This is a genomic window from Tannerella sp. (assembly GCF_052170195.1).
In the GTDB taxonomy this organism is placed as follows: domain Bacteria; phylum Bacteroidota; class Bacteroidia; order Bacteroidales; family Tannerellaceae; genus Tannerella.
Genome location: NZ_JBQNAZ010000016.1, coordinates 13,605 through 31,722, shown reverse-complemented (window position 1 = coordinate 31,722; position 18,118 = coordinate 13,605). Strand labels below are relative to the sequence as shown.

12 protein-coding genes are annotated in these 18,118 nt (G+C 47.2%); 8 read left to right on the top strand and 4 right to left on the bottom strand.

The window, feature by feature from the left end:
• Positions 1–36: 36 nt before the first annotated feature.
• Positions 37–2,757: a pyruvate, phosphate dikinase gene (ppdK, locus tag ACTTKA_RS06290; protein WP_442724364.1), complete on the bottom strand. Its 2,721-nt coding sequence runs from the start codon at positions 2,755–2,757 to the stop codon at positions 37–39.
• Positions 2,758–2,930: 173 nt separating this feature from the next.
• On the opposite strand from ppdK, the gene rlmD reads away from it, so the two are divergent.
• The gene (gene rlmD, locus ACTTKA_RS06285; protein WP_442724363.1) at positions 2,931–4,355 is read left to right on the top strand and encodes a 23S rRNA (uracil(1939)-C(5))-methyltransferase RlmD; all 1,425 of its coding nucleotides are present in this window, start codon (positions 2,931–2,933) and stop codon (positions 4,353–4,355) included.
• Positions 4,356–4,408: 53 nt separating this feature from the next.
• Positions 4,409–5,815, top strand: coding sequence for a transglycosylase SLT domain-containing protein (locus ACTTKA_RS06280; protein WP_442713263.1), 1,407 nt, complete (start codon positions 4,409–4,411; stop codon positions 5,813–5,815).
• 101 nt (positions 5,816–5,916) lie between these two features.
• Here the strand turns inward: ACTTKA_RS06280 and lepA are convergent, their stop codons facing one another.
• Positions 5,917–7,704, bottom strand: a complete 1,788-nt coding sequence (gene lepA, locus ACTTKA_RS06275) for a translation elongation factor 4 (RefSeq protein WP_442713264.1) — start codon at positions 7,702–7,704, stop codon at positions 5,917–5,919.
• Between the two features lie 88 nt (positions 7,705–7,792).
• Here lepA and ACTTKA_RS06270 point away from each other — a divergent pair, with 88 nt between their 5' ends.
• Complete coding sequence (locus tag ACTTKA_RS06270; RefSeq protein WP_442724362.1) at positions 7,793–9,931, top strand: tetratricopeptide repeat protein; 2,139 nt, start codon at positions 7,793–7,795, stop codon at positions 9,929–9,931.
• Here ACTTKA_RS06270 and galB read toward each other — a convergent pair.
• Entirely contained in the window at positions 9,916–12,426 is a 2,511-nt protein-coding gene (galB, locus tag ACTTKA_RS06265) for a beta-galactosidase GalB (RefSeq protein WP_442724361.1), read from the bottom strand. The genes ACTTKA_RS06270 and galB overlap by 16 nt on opposite strands.
• A gap of 15 nt (positions 12,427–12,441) precedes the next feature.
• A complete protein-coding gene (locus ACTTKA_RS06260) occupies positions 12,442–13,851 on the bottom strand; it encodes a glycoside hydrolase family 30 protein (protein WP_442724381.1) in 1,410 nt (469 codons plus the stop codon).
• Positions 13,852–14,173: 322 nt separating this feature from the next.
• Between ACTTKA_RS06260 and ACTTKA_RS06255 the strand changes: the two genes are divergently transcribed.
• From ACTTKA_RS06255 to ACTTKA_RS06235, 5 genes are all read left to right on the top strand, one after another.
• The gene (locus ACTTKA_RS06255) at positions 14,174–15,271 is read left to right on the top strand and encodes a TPM domain-containing protein (RefSeq protein WP_442724360.1); all 1,098 of its coding nucleotides are present in this window, start codon (positions 14,174–14,176) and stop codon (positions 15,269–15,271) included.
• A gap of 32 nt (positions 15,272–15,303) precedes the next feature.
• Entirely contained in the window at positions 15,304–15,729 is a 426-nt protein-coding gene (locus ACTTKA_RS06250) for a 5-fold beta-flower protein (RefSeq protein ID WP_442724359.1), read from the top strand.
• Positions 15,730–15,831: 102 nt separating this feature from the next.
• Positions 15,832–16,569: a DUF6935 domain-containing protein gene (locus ACTTKA_RS06245; RefSeq protein ID WP_442724358.1), complete on the top strand. Its 738-nt coding sequence runs from the start codon at positions 15,832–15,834 to the stop codon at positions 16,567–16,569.
• Positions 16,570–16,606: 37 nt separating this feature from the next.
• A complete protein-coding gene (locus tag ACTTKA_RS06240; protein ID WP_442713270.1) occupies positions 16,607–17,095 on the top strand; it encodes a hypothetical protein in 489 nt (162 codons plus the stop codon).
• Between the two features lie 40 nt (positions 17,096–17,135).
• Positions 17,136–18,047, top strand: coding sequence for a hypothetical protein (locus tag ACTTKA_RS06235; protein ID WP_442724357.1), 912 nt, complete (start codon positions 17,136–17,138; stop codon positions 18,045–18,047).
• Positions 18,048–18,118 lie beyond the last annotated feature (71 nt).

Here is an 18,118-nt window from a genome sequence, read left to right as displayed (position 1 = left end):
CTCCTTTTTCTTTTTTAGGGATGGACTAAGCCTAGATTACCCTTCAATCGCAGCTTGGGCCGCTGCAATGCGTGCAATCGGCACGCGGAAAGGCGAACAGCTTACGTAGTCTAATCCTACTTGATGGCAGAATTTTACCGACGATGGCTCCCCTCCGTGTTCACCGCAGATACCGCACTTTAATTCCGGACGTACGGCGCGGCCTTTTTCCGTGGCCATGCGAATCAACTGTCCGACACCATTCTGATCGAGTACCTGGAATGGGTCTACTTTCAGAATTTTCTTTTCCAGATAAATCGGAAGGAAAGAAGCAATATCGTCGCGTGAATAGCCAAATGTCATTTGAGTCAAATCATTTGTCCCGAATGAGAAGAATTCGGCCTTCGAAGCAATCTTATTTGCAGTCAAAGCTGCACGTGGTACTTCGATCATTGTACCAACCTTAAAATCGATTTTATCTCCCTGCTCGGCAAAGAGCGCTTCCGCTTCGGCACGAATCACTTCTTCCTGCTCTTTGAATTCGTATAGGATACCGGTGAGCGGCACCATAATTTCGGGATAAGTCGATATGCCTTCTTTCTTGAGTTCAAGCGCCGCTCCGAGAATCGCGCGTGTCTGCATCTGTGTAATTTCGGGATATGTATTTCCCAAGCGGCATCCCCGATGTCCGAGCATCGGATTCTGTTCGTGCAGAGCATCCACGCGTTGCTGGATGTATTCCACACTTACGCCCATTGCATCAGCCAGCTCTTTCTGACCTTTCGGATCGTGAGGTACAAACTCGTGCAACGGCGGATCGAGCAGGCGAACCGTAACGGGATATCCGGCCATGGCTTTGAAAATCCCTTTGAAATCGGCCTGCTGATAGGGCAGGATTTTCGCCAGCGCTTTCTTTCGTCCTTCTGCATTCTCGGAGAGAATCATTTCGCGCATGGCTTTGATTTTATCACCTTCGAAGAACATGTGCTCCGTACGGCACAATCCGATACCTACAGCTCCAAAATTGCGTGCTACTTCTGCGTCGTGCGGTGTGTCGGCATTTGTACGTACTTTAAGACGGGTATATTTATCCGCCAGTTTCATAAGCTCAGCAAAGTCGTCGAGCAGTTCGGCGGCTTGCGTACGCACTTCGTCTTTATATACTTCGCCCGTCGTACCATTGATGGAGATATAATCGCCTTCCTTCAATATCGTTCCGTCTATTTCGACTGTACGATTTTTATAATCGATGTTCAATGCTCCTGCTCCCGACACACAACATTTTCCCATGCCACGAGCTACGACAGCGGCGTGCGAGGTCATTCCGCCGCGAGCGGTCAGGATACCTTCGGCCACAGCCATACCCGCTAAATCTTCAGGGGATGTCTCAATACGTACAAGCACGATTTTATGCCCTTCTTCGTACCATTTCGCCGCATCATCTGCGAAGAATACGATCTGTCCGGTAGCTGCTCCCGGTGAGGCGGGAAGTCCGCGGGTTAGCACTTTCGCTTTCTTTAAAGCTTCTTTATCAAATACAGGATGAAGCAGCTCGTCCAGTTTGTTCGCATCGATACGTTTCAAAGCCGTTTTTTCATCGATCATGCCTTGACGCAGCAGGTCCATGGCAATCTTAACCATTGCCGCTCCGGTACGTTTTCCGTTGCGGGTTTGCAGGAACCAAAGCTTGCCATCCTGTACGGTAAATTCCATATCCTGCATGTCGCGGTAATGATCTTCGAGCTTCGTCTGAATTGCATCCAACTCTTTGTATATTTCGGGCATAGCCTCTTCCATCGAAGGATATTCGGCTGCTCTGAGTACTTCAGGTACACCGGCCAGTTCTGCCCAACGTTGTGAACCGATTTTGGTGATTTGCTGTGGTGTACGGATACCGGCGACCACGTCTTCGCCTTGTGCATTGATAAGGTATTCACCATTGAATAAGTCTTCACCGTTCGCTGCGTCGCGTGAGAAACAAACGCCGGTAGCAGAAGTTTCTCCCATGTTACCGAAAACCATTGCTTGTACATTGACAGCCGTTCCCCATTCGGCCGGGATGCCTTCCATCTTACGATATAAAATGGCGCGTTCGTTCATCCACGAGTCAAAGACGGAACAGATAGCTCCCCACAACTGTTCATAAGCAGATGTCGGGAAGTCACAGCCGGTTTGTTTCTTTACGGCTGCTTTAAATTTCGCAACCAACTCTTTCAGGTCTTCTACACCAAGTTCGTTATCAAGTGTGACGCCTTTTGCTTTTTTTACCTCTTCAATGATTTCTTCGAAGGGGTCAATATCTTCTTTGTTTTCGGGTTTCATTCCCAATACCACATCCCCATACATCTGTACGAAGCGACGATACGAGTCCCATGCAAAGCGGGGATTGTCGGTCTTACGTGCCAGTCCTTCAACCACTTCGTCATTGAGTCCCAGATTCAGGATGGTATCCATCATCCCGGGCATCGAAGCGCGAGCTCCCGAACGTACCGAAACGAGCAGAGGGTTTTCTACGTCTCCGAACTTTGAATGCATTAATGATTCGACATAGGCTACCGCATTTTTTACTTCGTCTTGCAATAGTTCTACTACTTTTTCCTTTCCGATTTTATAATACTCGTTGCAGACATCGGTAGTGATGGTAAATCCCGGAGGAACGGGCACTCCAATCAAGTTCATCTCTGCCAAGTTAGCTCCTTTTCCACCCAGCAGATTCCGCATATCTGCCCGCCCTTCGGCTTTTCCATTACCAAAGGTGTAAACTCTCTTTATTTCCATATATTTGTTGAATTATGATAAGTCATTAACTTCTCGACAGTGCAAATATAGCTATTTTTATGGCTGATTTCCAAATAAAGTATGGAGGTATTTTTATGTTTTAAAACTATTTTTGATTCTATCCGGAAGTTAGTTTTTATATTTGCGTGGCGAATTTTTAATTATTCACAGATTTGACACGAAAAAAGAAGCCCTTCCCTATACTGGAAGAGGTAGAGATCACGGATGTTGCAGCCGAAGGCAAAGCGATTGCTAAAGTGAATGAAATGGTTGCTTTTGTGCCGTGGGCGGCACCGGGTGATGTGGTAGATATCCGTTTGACCCGCAAACGAAGTCATTATGCAGAGGGAAACGCTATCGCATTCCATAAGTACAGCGAGAAACGGGCAGTTCCTTTTTGCGAACATTTCGGCGTATGCGGAGGCTGCAAATGGCAACATTTGCCTTACGAAGAGCAGTTGCGTTATAAGCAAAAACAAGTTACGGATACTTTGACACGAATCGGGAAAGCTCCGATAGGAGAGGTGTTGCCCATTCTCGGCTCGGAGCGTACGACGCATTACCGTAACAAACTGGAGTTTACATTTTCAAATAAGCGCTGGCTGACTGAACGGGAGGTGGCTTCCGGTATCGAATATATGGAAATGAACGCGCTGGGATTTCATATTCCGGGTATGTTCGATAAGGTGCTCGACATCCGGCGTTGCTGGTTGCAGGACGACGTGTCGAACCGGATCCGGCTATGTGTGAAAAATTTTTGTCTGACGCATGAAGGCTATCCATTCTTCGATTTGAAAAATCAGGAAGGCTTTGTGCGCACGTTAATGATACGTACCGCTTCGACCGGTGAGCTGATGGTCGTGCTGGCTTTCTTCAGAGAAGATCAAGTACTACGCGAAGCCCTGTTGGAGCATTTACTGGAGCAAATACCGGAAATTACGTCGCTGATGTATGTCATCAACGGGAAACGGAATGATACGTTGACCGACCTTGATATCGAGTTATATTGTGGCAAAGATCATCTGATTGAGCGGATGGAGGATTTGCAGTTCAAGGTAGGGCCGAAGTCTTTCTATCAGACAAACAGTGAGCAGGCTTACCGACTGTATGATGTGGTTCGGAAATTTGCAGGACTGACCGGTACTGAAACGGTTTATGATCTTTATACCGGTACCGGGACAATTGCCAACTTTATTGCCCGCAAAGCCCGCAAAGTAATAGGTGTCGAATATGTACCGGAGGCAATCGAGGATGCGAAGGTAAATGCGCAACTGAACGGTATTGACAATGTCGCGTTCTTTGCCGGAGATATGAAAGATCTACTCACGACGGCCTTTATTGAGGAGCATGGCCGGCCGGACGTAATCATCACCGACCCTCCACGTATGGGTATGCACAACGACGTGATTGATACGATATTGAAAGCATCGCCCGAAAAAATGGTTTACGTCAGTTGTAATCCGGCTACACAGGCACGGGACATTGAACGGATGAGTGTCCATTATGAGGTGGTGAAAATTCAGCCGGTCGATATGTTTCCGCATACGCATCATGTCGAAAACGTAGCCTTGCTTCGTAAAAAAACGGAAGGCTCATAACCGGTTTGACACGAAATAACGTAGAATTATATGTAATACCATAATACAAAACAATGTATAGAAATACATTTTTCTTTCCACTTATGTCTTTGCTTTTGTTGGTGTGTGGATGCTACAGCGGAGGGAACCGTTCTCAGAGTGATGATACTTCGGATGACTGGTCTTCCATTCAAGCAAAGGGAGAAATTACAGCTGTGACGCTCAACAGTTCTACGTCGTATTTCCAATATAAGATGCAGGCGATGGGGTACGAATACGATCTCATCGCCGATTTTGCTAGCCAGAATGGATTGCGTTTGAATATCAAGGTGGCTGAAAACATTTCCCGTCTGATGGAGATGTTGCAGTCGGGCGAGGCCGATGTGGCGGCTTATCCGATTACCATCGATAATAAATTAAAAGAGCAGATGCTTTTTTGCGGCTATGAACGGCAATCAAATTTGGTCATCGTCCAGCGTGCCGGACGTGGAGATACGGTTTTGACCGATGTAACACAACTCATTGGGAAAGAGGTTTGCATAAAACCGTATAGACGTTATCAAGAGCGACTTGAAAACCTTAACAGCGAGTTGGGAGGAGGGATTCGTATTGTTAATATTGATAAAGACACTATATCGTCGGAGGACTTGATTGAAATGGTGTCTGAAGGCAAGATCGATTACACGGTGTGTGAAGACGATGTGGCCAGACTGAATCGCACATATTACCGTAATATTAATATTAGTTTAGAGATCAGTTTTAAGCAACGCTCTTCGTGGGCAGTGCGCAGAAGCTGTCCGAAGCTGGCTATGGCTATTAATACATGGGCGTCGAATATGACCGGAAAAAGTTCTTACCGGTCGGCTATCAAACGTTACTTTGAACTTTCGAAAGTATCACCGAGTCTGATCGCTATGCCAAAGGTTGCTAACGGACAAATCTCTCCGTATGACGATCTGTTCAAACGTTATGCCGGTCGACTGGGATGGGATTGGCGTTTGCTGGCATCCATTGCGTATCAAGAATCTCGTTTTCAGCCTCAGATCGTTGCCTGGAGCGGTGCCGAGGGGCTAATGGGCATCTTACCGGCTACCGCGCGTGGGTTGGGATTTGACGCAGGAGACATGCAAGATCCGGAAAAGAACCTACAGGCTGCGATTGAATGCCTGCGCCGTTTTGGAAAGGGATTTGTTTCACTCGACTCGCTCGAACGGATTAAACTTACGCTTGCTTCTTACAATGCCGGAATCGGACATATCTATGATGCGCAAAGATTGGCACAGAAGTACGGACGGAACCCGAACGTGTGGAACGACAACGTGGCCGAGTTTATCCGCCTGAAAGCCGAAACACAGTATTATACCGATTCGGTGTGCAAATTCGGCTATCTGCGTGGTACGGAGACGTATAATTACGTCTCCGATGTGCTGAATCGCTACGAATACTACCGGAAAGAAACGGAAAGCCTTGAGAAAAACTGATCGTATCTCTGACGGTCAGTGATTTTTCTTGTATTACCGTTCTCAATCACGAACCATCGTTTGCCCCAACTCGATAAGCATAGAAGCTTTTGCTGCTGTATTTATTCTAACTTCAGGACAGCAAGGAACGCTTTTTGTGGTACCTCGACCGTGCCGATCTGTTTCATGCGCTTTTTTCCTTCTTTTTGTTTTTCAAGCAACTTACGTTTACGCGAAACGTCACCGCCATAACATTTGGCTGTCACGTCTTTGCGGACGGCCTTGATTGTTTCGCGGGCAATAATTTTTGCCCCGATGGCCGCTTGTATGGCGATGTCGAATTGCTGTCGCGGAATGAGTTCCTTGAGTTTTTCGCACATGCGCCGACCGAAGCTAACGCTGTTGTCGAAGTGCGTGAGAGTAGAAAGGGCATCGACCGGTTCACCGTTAAGCAAAATATCGAGTTTGACGAGTTTGCCCGGCCGGTAATCGTGCAGATGGTAGTCGAACGACGCATATCCTTTCGAAACGCTCTTCAATTTGTCGTAAAAGTCGATCACGATTTCGCCCAGCGGGAGATCGTAGAAAAGCTCGATTCGGTTACCGGTAATGTAATCCTGTTTGATGAGAATACCGCGCTTACCAAGGCAGAGTGTCATAATCGGTCCGATATACGTCGTTTGTGTGATGATGGAAGCCCGGATAAACGGTTCCTCGATATGGTCGATCTGTGTGGGATCGGGCAAGCCACCGGGGTTGTGTACTTCGGTACAGATTCCTTTTTTGTCGTACACTTTATACGATACGTTCGGAACGGTCGTAATTACATCCATGTCGAACTCGCGATCTAAACGCTCCTGAATGATTTCCATGTGCAGCAGTCCGAGGAATCCGCATCGGAAGCCGAAGCCCAGCGCTACCGAGCTTTCAGGTTGAAACGTCAGAGAAGCATCGTTTAACTGTAATTTTTCGAGCGACGCGCGCAGGTTTTCAAAATCTTCGGGAGCAATCGGATACACACCCGCAAAGACCATCGGTTTCACCTCCTCGAATCCGGCGATGGCTTCGGCGGCAGGCCGTTTGACATGCGTAATCGTATCTCCAACCTTTACCTCTTTCGACGTTTTGATACCGGAGATAATGTATCCCACATCGCCTGTGCGTACTTCTTTGCGGGGGCTCATTTCGAGCTTCAGTACACCTACTTCGTCAGCATCATATTCTTTGCCGGTAGCAATGAACTTCACATGGTCACCCTGACGGATTGTACCGTTTACTACCTTGAAATAGGCAATGATTCCGCGAAACGAGTTGAACACCGAGTCAAAAATCAGACACTGGAGCGGAGCTTCCGGATCGCCCGAAGGAGGAGACACACGCTCCACAATTGCGTTGAGAATATCATATACGCCTTCGCCTGTCTTACCGCTGGCGCGAAGAATCGAATCTCGCGGACAGCCGATCAGTTCGACGATTTGATCCTCGATTTCTTCAGGCATCGCACTCGGAAGATCTATTTTATTGATTACAGGAATAATTTCGAGGTCATTCTCAATGGCCATATACAAGTTTGAGATCGTTTGCGCCTGAATCCCTTGTGCTGCATCGACAATGAGCAGAGCGCCTTCGCAAGCTGCGATCGAACGGGATACTTCGTACGAGAAATCAACGTGTCCCGGGGTATCGATCAGATTCAATACATATTTCTCTCCCTTATATTCGTATTCCATCTGTATCGCGTGGCTTTTGATCGTAATGCCTCGCTCGCGCTCCAAGTCCATGTTATCGAGCACTTGCGACTGCATGTCTTTTGCGGCTACGGTCTTCGTGTATTCGAGCAGGCGGTCGGCCAGAGTACTTTTCCCATGATCGATATGGGCGATGATGCAAAAATTGCGGATATGATTCATTGTGTCAAATTTCTGTTTTGCCGGCAAAGATACGAATTTCAGGAAAATTTCATACCTTTGGCATGGCTTTTGCTCTTTCGGATAACAGATGACAATTCAAGAAATACAGACCGCTTGTGCACGCACAACGGAGGCGCTCGATCGGGGGGCGCTCAAGACAGCCTTTGACACGCTTCAAGGGCTGATTGCCGGTTCACAGACCTATACATATCAAAACAAACTCGACGAATTACAGGAGACGTATCAATACATGCTTCGTTACTACATAGAAGGTTCGGGAGACCCTATGCAGGAACAGATTTATGCAGGTATCCGGACGCAAACATACGAGCTGACAGATCGGCTGCGACATGAACTTTTGGCAGATATCTCTCCTGCGAGCTGTTATGCCGCGCGTCGTACTTTGATGCTTCAGTCCGTCGAAATTGATACCCTGCTTAAACAAACACGGCTTTATGCCGAGGCCGGAGAAACGGAATCATACGAGGCGTCCGTAAATCGACTGTTCGGACATCTCTGGACAACCACCTTTCTCCCGCAGGAAACTGTCGTTACTGTTCGGGAAGTGCTCACTGATCCTCATTACCCATCGGCTGCCAGAAGTCAGATGGTGTCGGCTCTCCTGCTCGGTCTGCAAGAAACATTCGACAAGGAGAAGTTGCTGCTGCTATTTGATGCGGCTTCGTCTACGTCTGACGAAACCATTCGTATCCGTGCGCTGATTGCCATTTACCTGACGTTGTACACTTATCGCCGGCGCACAGCGTTTTATTCGGAGATTGAACATCGGCTCGGACTACTGGCCGAAGCGCCTGATTTCAAACGACTCCTGCTGACCGTCATTCTCCGCTTTATCCTTGCGCGTGAAACAGAGAAAGTATCGCACAAACTGCAGGAAGAAATTATTCCGGAGATGATGAAACTGCGCCCTAAAATCAATCCGGGGGCTTCATGGTCTGATCTCATTACGGAGCTTTCGGGCGATGAGATGAATCCGGAATGGAAAAGCGACAAACTCTCGAAATGGCTCGAAGAATACAGCGAAATGCAGGAAGAAGGTATTGACGTAATGCATTCAACATTCATCCACCTCAAACATTTTCCATTCTTTCGGGAGGTCGGAAACTGGTTTCTGCCTTTCTCAACCGACCACTCTACGCTTAAATCCAGAGCCGATATCGGTATTACAACGATTGATACCTTGTTACAGGCGTCGTTTATGTGCGATTCCGATAAATATTCGCTTTACTTCAGTCTGGAACAGATTCCCGAAACGCATCGAAAAATGATTCTTCATCAGCTCGACAGCCAGATCAATCAGATGAACGAACAGCAAGCGCAGGAGCTGAAAAATCGGCAGACCAAAGCCGAGAATATCGTCGGTTTGTATATCCAGAATCTATACCGTTTCTATAAGCTGTACCCCCGACACACCGATTTCGACGACATCTTTAACGAAAAACTTGACTTTCATCACTTGGCTATGCTGAAACCATACGTTTCGGATACGGAAACGTTATTGCAGATTGCCGAATTTTACCTCAGAAAAGGATATTTTGAAGATGCTCTGACGATTTACCGTTCCCTGATCGAAAAAGGCACAGGCGATGAGGTGCTGTATCAGAAGTCCGGATATTGCCGACAGATGACGGGTGATATGGAAGGCGCCTTGCGTGATTACTTGCGCTCAGAAATGCTGAACCCGGAAAGCCCATGGTTACTCCGGTGTATTGCAGGGTGTTATCGAACACTCAAACAGCCCGAAGAAGCCTTGAAGTTTTTCCTTCGTTACGACACGATCACCCCCGATAACCTCTCCGTCTTGATGAATATCGGACATTGCTACTTAGAGCAGAAAGATTATAAAGAGGCGCTCAAATATTATTTCAAGGTAGATTATCTTAGTCCGGATAACAGAAAAGCGCAACGAGCGATTGCATGGTGTTCGTTTTTGATCGGAAAATATGACCAGGCGCGTAATTATTACCGGAAAGTATTGGAAGATGAACCGCAGGCGCAGGATTTCCTCAATGCCGGCCATACGGAATGGGCGGTGCAGAACATGAAAGGCGTTCTCGAGCTATATAAACAGTCTGTGCATGCCGCCGGCGATTTCAAGGCGTTTCAGGAATTGTTGAAAGAAGACATTCCCGACCTGATACGCGCCGGTATCAAACCGTCGGAAATGCCTTTACTCATAGATCAGTTGCGTTATTCGCTCGGATGACTTTCCAAACGTAATACGGCACCTTTTATCCCTTTGGCCGATGCTTCGAAAGTAATCGTTCCCGCTTTCTCTCCCGACTGCACGATGGCTGTCAACATGCCTTTGAAGAGGGGCATTTCAGGCTGATGAAACGATTGCAAGCAAGTCACATCGCCGTTAGCCGCCGCGCGGTAGGTACCTGCACCCTTCACCTTAAAACGAATCATTTTGTTCGCTTCGGGACACAGATTACCATCTTTATCCACAACTTTAACCGTAATGAATGAGAGGTCTTTGCCGTCGGCTTTCAACGAAGTGCGGTCGGCCGAGAGTTCGATCCGATATGGAGCGCCGGCCGTGTGCATTTCTTTTTCGGCAACGGCAAGGCCGTTGTCGTCATAAGCTACTACTTTCACGGTACCCGGCTCGTATTTCGTATCCATCCACATCAGCCGATAGCGCTTCTGGCGAGTGAACGAAGCCTCATCTTCCGGAGTATTGCTGTTCTCTTGCGTTACGGTCATGTCTTTCGATCGTTTGCCCTGACTGATTCCGTTGATAAACAACTCGGCCGACGGATAGTTCGTGTAAACAAAAACCGGAGTTATTTCCCCCTCACGCCCCGGCCACGTCCAGTGCGGAAGGATATGCAACGTTTCCTCTTTCTTGTTCCAGTGACTGCGATAGAGGTAGTAACGGTCTTTGGGAATACCGGCCAAATCGATGATTCCGAACAGGGAACTGTGGTTAGGCCAGTCGCTGTAGTAAGGGGTCGGTTCGCCGAGGTAATCGAATCCGGTCCATACAAATTCGCCGATGCAGTAGGGACGATCTTCATGCTGTATAAAGTCATCTTCCGGGAGGCTCGACCAGTTGCAATGCTCCACATCGTAACTGCTGCTCTGATGATCTTCGTAACGTGCCATCGCTTTGCGCTCGACCGGGAATTTATAGACGCCGCGCGAGCTGACGGTCGACGCTGTCTCACTGCCCAGAATGATTTGCTGCGGAAGTTTTTCGTAGGCTTCATCGTAAGTCTTCAGGCGATAATTCATACCTGCGACATCGAACGTAGCGGCAAAATTGTTATTGATGATGGCCGATCCCTGATCCATTCCCGCTGTTACCGTGCGGGTCGGGTCTTCACGATGACAAATGTCTTGCATCCTGCGGGCAAGATGGACGCCTCCGGGCGCTACCTGATCAGGCACCTCGTTGCCGACACACCACATAACGACGCTCGGATGGTTACGATAACGGCGTACCAGATTTACCAAATCTTTTTCCATCCATTTGTCGTAGAAAAGGTTATATCCGTTACGGCACTTGGGTGTCTTCCATTCGTCGAAGCTTTCCACCATGACCATCATCCCCATTTCGTCGCAGGCCTCGATCAGTTCGGGCGCCGGCATATTGTGCGAAGTACGGATGGCATTACAGCCCATGTCTTTGAGTATCCGTATCTGTCGGCGGATCGCTGCGTCGTTGACTGCTGCTCCCAACGGTCCCAAATCGTGATGGTTGCATACGCCTCGAAAGTATGTTTTCACTCCGTTCAGGTAGAAACCGTCGTTCGGACGGATCTCGAGAGAACGGATGCCGAATCGGGCGGTCTGTTCGTCTTTCAATACATTATCAAGGTAGAGTCTTGTTACTGCCGTATAGAGCGATGGCGTTTCGGGTGTCCAGAGCAACGGATCATGGATCCATAGCGAGGTTTCCGTATAGCCTTCTACCAGCAGAGACGTGTCGATTTTCGACGAAATGACCCCGAGTTCCCGTCCGTCGGGTGTACGGATTTCCGTTTCCAGTCGTAGCTCGCCACGTGTTGCGGCAGGATAAGTCATCTGTGTACGGAATACGACTTTCGCATTTTGTTTACGCACGACGGGGGTCATGATCTGTGTGCTCCATAGCGGAAGATGCACATCGTCCATGGTAATCAGGTGTACATGGCGGTAAAGGCCTGCGCCCGGGTACCACCGTGAAGACTCCGGCTTGTTTTCGAGCCGTACAGCCAGCGTATTGTCGCCCTCACGATTGATATTGTCTGTTACATCGAAATAAAATGAATTATATCCGTAAGGCCAGTATCCGACTTCATACCCGTTTACATAAATGTGTGCGTTGCTCATCGCACCGTCGAAGAGAAGAATGACACGCTGTTCCTTTGCGGATGCCGGCAGTTGAAACGTTGTACGGTACCAGCCGACCCCGACGAAAGGCAATCCTCCCGTCCGTCCGGCATGTTCCATCGCTTCTTTCTGACCATCCTGCGTAATAGCCACTTCCTGCTTATCGTGATGGACGCTGAACGGGCCGTAAATTGCCCAGTCGTGCGGTACCGTCACTCGCTGCCATCGGCTGTCGTCAAAATCCGGTTCGGCCGATCGAGCATCGTCCGTTCGTGTAAATCGCCAATTTTTCTCTAAGACTGTCTTTGTTCGCACTTGTGCTGTCGCGACACTCAGTACCATACATGCGGTCAAAAGACCTGTTATCCATTTTCGTTTCATCTTATATTTAGTTGTTTATGGTTTATCGTTCCATCGGTAGGACACTATTGAACGGCCCGGTAGATGACACTGGATCAAACGCTCACTTTCGCCCATGAAGAATGTACAGGGGGTTGAAGATTCATTCATTACGACGAAGGCATAGCTACCGTTTGGATTCAGAAAAGCACTGCCTGTAACCCCTTCCGGTAATTTGCCCTCGATTCCGATACGCACGGCTCCGGGCTTCACGACCGATGCCAAATGTGCGATCACGAAGTAATGTGAATTGCGAGTGATTGTTTTATAATCCGTTGTATCGATATCAACAGCTCCATAACAGTTTTGGCAGCCTCCTTCACGTTTAGGTCCCTGTCTGCTGTCGAGCATCAGATTCCAGACGATGACTCCCTTGCAGTAGTTATTCACTGTTCCCAATCCGATTTCGCGCATATCTTCGAGCAGACGCATCCTAAAATTCTGCCCGTCGTTCCAGGCGCCAATGGAGGCCTCGGTAAACATCAGTTCCTTATGAGGATAAGCCGTGTGAATACGGTTCAGTTCGCTTTTATCGCCCGAATAATGGTGATAAGCAGCTCCGGCGATGTAGGACGATGCCTCGGTATCGGCGTAGAGGTGCAGCGGATAATCCTGCTGATCCTCCATTCGATCGTAATCGTAATTATGATCGAAAGCATAGATTTTCGTTTTCAGTCCGGCAGTTTGGAGTTTCGGACCGAGCGCCGTTTTTATGAATGCCAGCTGTTCACGCCATCCCATATACAGAGAAGCCGAGTTTCCTCGATTCAGCGGTTCATTCTGAGGGGTGATGGCATAGATCGGAATACCTTCTTTCTCAAATGCCTGTATCCATTTTACGAAATACGTGGCATAATCCCCGTAATAAAGCGGACTGAGGTGTCCGCCGGTCCATGAACGGAAAGAGAGCTTTGTTTTCAGGTCGGAGATTTTCATCCAAGTCGGACAAGTCCACGGCGATCCCATTACTTTTAATGACGGATTGATTCGCAGAATTTCTTTTAGGACAGGGATGACGTACATTGTTTCTTCGGCCGTCAGTGAAAAGTGTTCGATGCCTTTCTTATCGCAACACGTATATTCGCTCAGTGAAAAATCAGAGCAGCCGATCGAAATGCGTACATAGCTGAATCCCATCCTGTCGGGAGAGAACGTTTCGTATAGAAAAGCCGAACGGTTTTCCGGTGTCATCCGCATCAGGTTATAGGCTGTCGAACCTGTAAGGGCTGCTCCGAAACCGTCCATTGTCTGATAACGCACCGCCGTATCGAGCGTAATGAGGAGATCGGTATCTTTTAAGCCTTCTTCATGAAAAGAAATGATTTCATACGCAAATTCTTTCGTACGGTCGGACGTTGTCGTAAACAGATCGACTGTTTCTACAGACTGAAATTCGCAACCGCACATTCCTATCCCTGCAAGGAGTACCCCGCATATCCATTGATACATTTTTTTCATACCATCTATTCAAATATGGCGTAAATATAGGTACAAAAAACGAATACGGCATTTTTTTCGAAACGAAAAAAAGCCTCTGAAAATAGCGTATCGTTCAAAATTGAGTAATTTACTCATTGACCAGATTTTTTTTTCTTCCGACCTTTGTCCCGCGTGATAAATGTTTGCGTCGGAGTGACTGTTAAAATGATTTATTATTGAGCTGATTATCGATAAAGACATGATAAATAAAAAGGGGCGAACAGATAGACTGTTATATATAAAGGTAGGAATGCTGACAATACTGCTTTGGGGTGTCATCAGTCCATCGGTCGCACAAAAACGCTACCGCACGGGGGACGTACCCAACGTACAGCTGCGCCATGGGAAGCAGTATGTAAGTGATCCGGAAAATATAATTCGTTTCCGCGAACAGGCTCAACTGAACCGTTTACTGGGCGAACTGCGTGATTCGCTCCATATAGAAACGGCAATAGTCGTACTTCCTGCCATTGACCGTGATCGGTACGATTCGACTCGCAAATTCGCCAACAAGCTATTCAACACATGGGGTATCGGCGACAAGCAAACCAACCGGGGACTGCTGATCGTATTGCTTACGAACGATGAGGCACGTGAAATTGTGTTCGAAACAGGGGCCGGACTTGAAAATGAATTGACCGATGCTGTATGTAAAGAGATTCAGACTCATCATATGATTCCACTCTTTCGTAAGCAGGCTTTTGGAGAAGGATTGCTCGCGGGCGTGAAGGAAGTGCGACGCGTTATGAGTAACCGACCGAAGAACAACGCCCTTTCTATCATGAAAGAGAAAAATACGGACGACGTGGACGGAGGAATCAGCGGTATTCTTGTGATATTGGCTGTCGTCGTATCGGCTATCTTGTTTTTCGCTATCTCGTACGACGAATTTAAGTTTGCCCGTAGCGGCAGGATAGGACGAAGTGTCGTTTCCCGCAAAACATCGTTCTATGTGATAGGAATTATTGCGATCTGTTGCTTTCCGGGGCTTATTTTACTGCCTTTATTCGTGTTGTTCAAACTGCTGTTTCGCCGTCGTCTGACCTGTAGTGTGCCGTGTCCGTCGTGTCGTGCGGTGGGAGCATTCAAGAATATCCGGAAAGAGTTTCATGTAGAGTTTGAAACGGTCGGAAATAAAAAGTTGAGAACACAACATTGGAGCTTCGTCTGTAAAAAATGTGGCTTTCGGATGAAAGAAAAGGTATATGATGATGTAAGTGAATTTGCTATGTTGACACAGAATGTGATTCAAACGATGAGAAGCAAAGGTGGAAATAGCGACAATGACGAGGGGGGCTCGTGGGGAGGAGGCCATAGCGACGGCAGTGGTGCGTCGACACGCTTCTGACCGGGTTTATGAATAACTGATAGAATAAATCGATGATGAGAAAAAAGATGTATATCCTTGCGGCATGCCTGATGGCATGGATTGCAATGCCGCAGCAAACCAGCGCACAGGTGCTGCGTGGTAATAATAATCAACAGATTGGAAGCATCAGCTCCGATGGGACAATCCGCAATCGAAGCCATGCGGAAGTAGGGAGAATCAAAGCCGACGGTACGATTTGTGACCGAAGTAACAGGCAAATCGGTATAATCTCTTCCGACGGCATCGTACGCGATCGCAGTCATGCGGAAATCGGACGAATCAATTCCGATGGCACCGTGCGTGACCGCAGTAACAAGTATCTTGGTAAGATCGATACCGACGGTACGGTACGTAACAGCAACAATGCCAGCATCGGCAAAGCATCGGGAGTGAAAAAAGAATGGGCAGCCGTTGCCTTCTTCTTTTTCGACTTCTGAATCTGCTCCGGTGGAGTCCGCCGAAACCGGAAAAAAGAATCAAACAAAATGATACACGATTATGTATTGCGATAGATGTATAACTAAAAAGACTACAAAGAAATGAAACAAAATGTATTAAACCAGTTTAATGGATGGATGCTTGCAGTAGCAAGCGTGATGTTGCTCTCATTAGGAGCATGTGATAAAAATGAGCCGGGAGGGGAGAAACCGAAGAATTTGCCCGATATCGATGTGAAGATAGAGGGTACGATCGATCATCAAAAGTTGGTTAAAGGGCAAAAAGGTTCGGTTACGTTTAACCGCTTTCCTGCTACGGTCCAAGAGTTCAGAGAAGTGCGTGAGAAAATCGGCAAGGAACCCCACGGAGCCGTGGCCTTGCAGGTCATGGCCTATGAAATGTTTCGCCGTAATCAAAGGATAGGGATGGAATGCATTAATCTGAACAGTACGAATACGAATTCAGGTGAAAAAAGCAGCGCGGTCAGACAGCTGAGACTCTTGTTCAACAATGATGATTCTTCACGTCCTTACCAGATGGCGGCTTATCTGAAAGGGGCTACCTTCGAAAATGGTTACAGCCCGACCAAACCCTACACGGTAGAAGTGATCGTAGACGAAGGACGGGGATATGGATATTCAAACGATTATCAGGCTCCTATCGTCAAACTTTTAGTGCTGACAAAAGGAAAAGAAAGACCCGATCCGATCGCTTTGGTAAAGACCAAAGACCCGAAAGAATCGAGCGAAGGCAAATATTTTATCGTAAGCGAGTGTTCCAGTATCTATGTGCGTGTGCGAGCGATAGCATTTGATCATCCGTTTAAAGGATTAGATTAACTTTTTCTCCGAAAACATACATCATAACCGAAAAAAGATGATAAGAAAAATTTTATGTACAGTCGTTGCCGCAATATTCTTCTTGCATTTGTCGGCACAAGACCAAACTTATAGGGGAGCATGGTTTGAAGTGAAATATCCGTCCGACTTCACCGCCCAAGGATCGATGGGATCCGGAAGTGCCGAGGATGATCAGTTCGACAGTGCGTTCTTCACCTCTCCCGATGGAGAAGTCGAGTTTTATATCTTCTCGCCTCAATGGGGAGGCGAACCGACCGATATTGCCCTTCGGCCGAATGAAAAAGAAGGAGATAGAAAGGTTAAAAAGGCCGCGAACCAGACCGTTACCTATTGGACGATCGGAGCTAAAGACGGTAGCTATGTACGCAGCTATCAGGAGACTCGCAACGAAATCGAAAATACGGTGTGGGTTGTCGGGATCAAGTATAAGAATCGGAAAGCGTACGATCGCTACAAAAAGCAATACGTCGCTTTTAAAAGCTCATTACAACAATTCGCAGACTAATAATAAGAGAATAAAAACAGAAATACATACAGAAAAGACAATGAAAACAATGATTTATTTATTGGTAGGAGTGTTTCTATGGACTTCCTGCAAGAATATGACCTCGTTGGGACAATCGGGAGAAAATACCGAAAGCATTGTCACTCAAGAGACGATGCTTATAGATAGTCTCGAAAAAAAACTGATTGCTTCGGATAATGAGTTGGAACGTATCGGTCTACACCGACAGATTACCGACCTGAAATTCAAACATGCCACGGATGATGAAAAAGCAGGCCTTTTCAATGATTTCACTACGTTTTTATATGTGGAACTGGAAAATCTTAACGAAAAGGAATTCGGTTATCTGGAACATTATTATGAATATCGGATGAATGAGAATGGAGATCACATCGAACCGCACGATTCCATTAAACAAAAGGAAAGGTCTTATAGGGAGGTCGGTTTGGAATTTAAGGAAATGGGCGAGGGAATCGTTTCGATTGCACCGAGTGCGGCTCTTTTCGAAAACTATCTCAAACAATTGCCGGCATCCTATCAGGAGTATTGGCAATTACTGAGAGACGCTGAAAATGTGGTTGCCGATGCGAGTTTAATCGTTACCTGGCGAGAATTGGGAGACCTGATCGCCCGATGCGAAGCATTCGCGAATAAATATCCCGATCATATCGGCTTTTTCAAAGTGCTTGCGGAAGATTATCAATTTCTCCAAAACGTTTACACAACGGGGACGGATAATACGTCTATCGCTGACGAAACAGGGAAACTCGATCCCGATCTGAAAGCCGAATGGATGCGTTTCGGTAAAGCTTTTCCCAACAGTCCGACAACGAGCTTGATCAAAATAGCGCTGGCAGAGAAGAATTACAAAGACCGATACGCTATTTACGAAAAGATATACGACGCACAACTGAAGTCGAACGATCCGTTGATGCGTGAATACAATAAATAGCGAATCCATCATGATGTACTGTTCATGCAAACGCATTATAATAATTAAGAGAATAAAAAATCTTTTTAAAA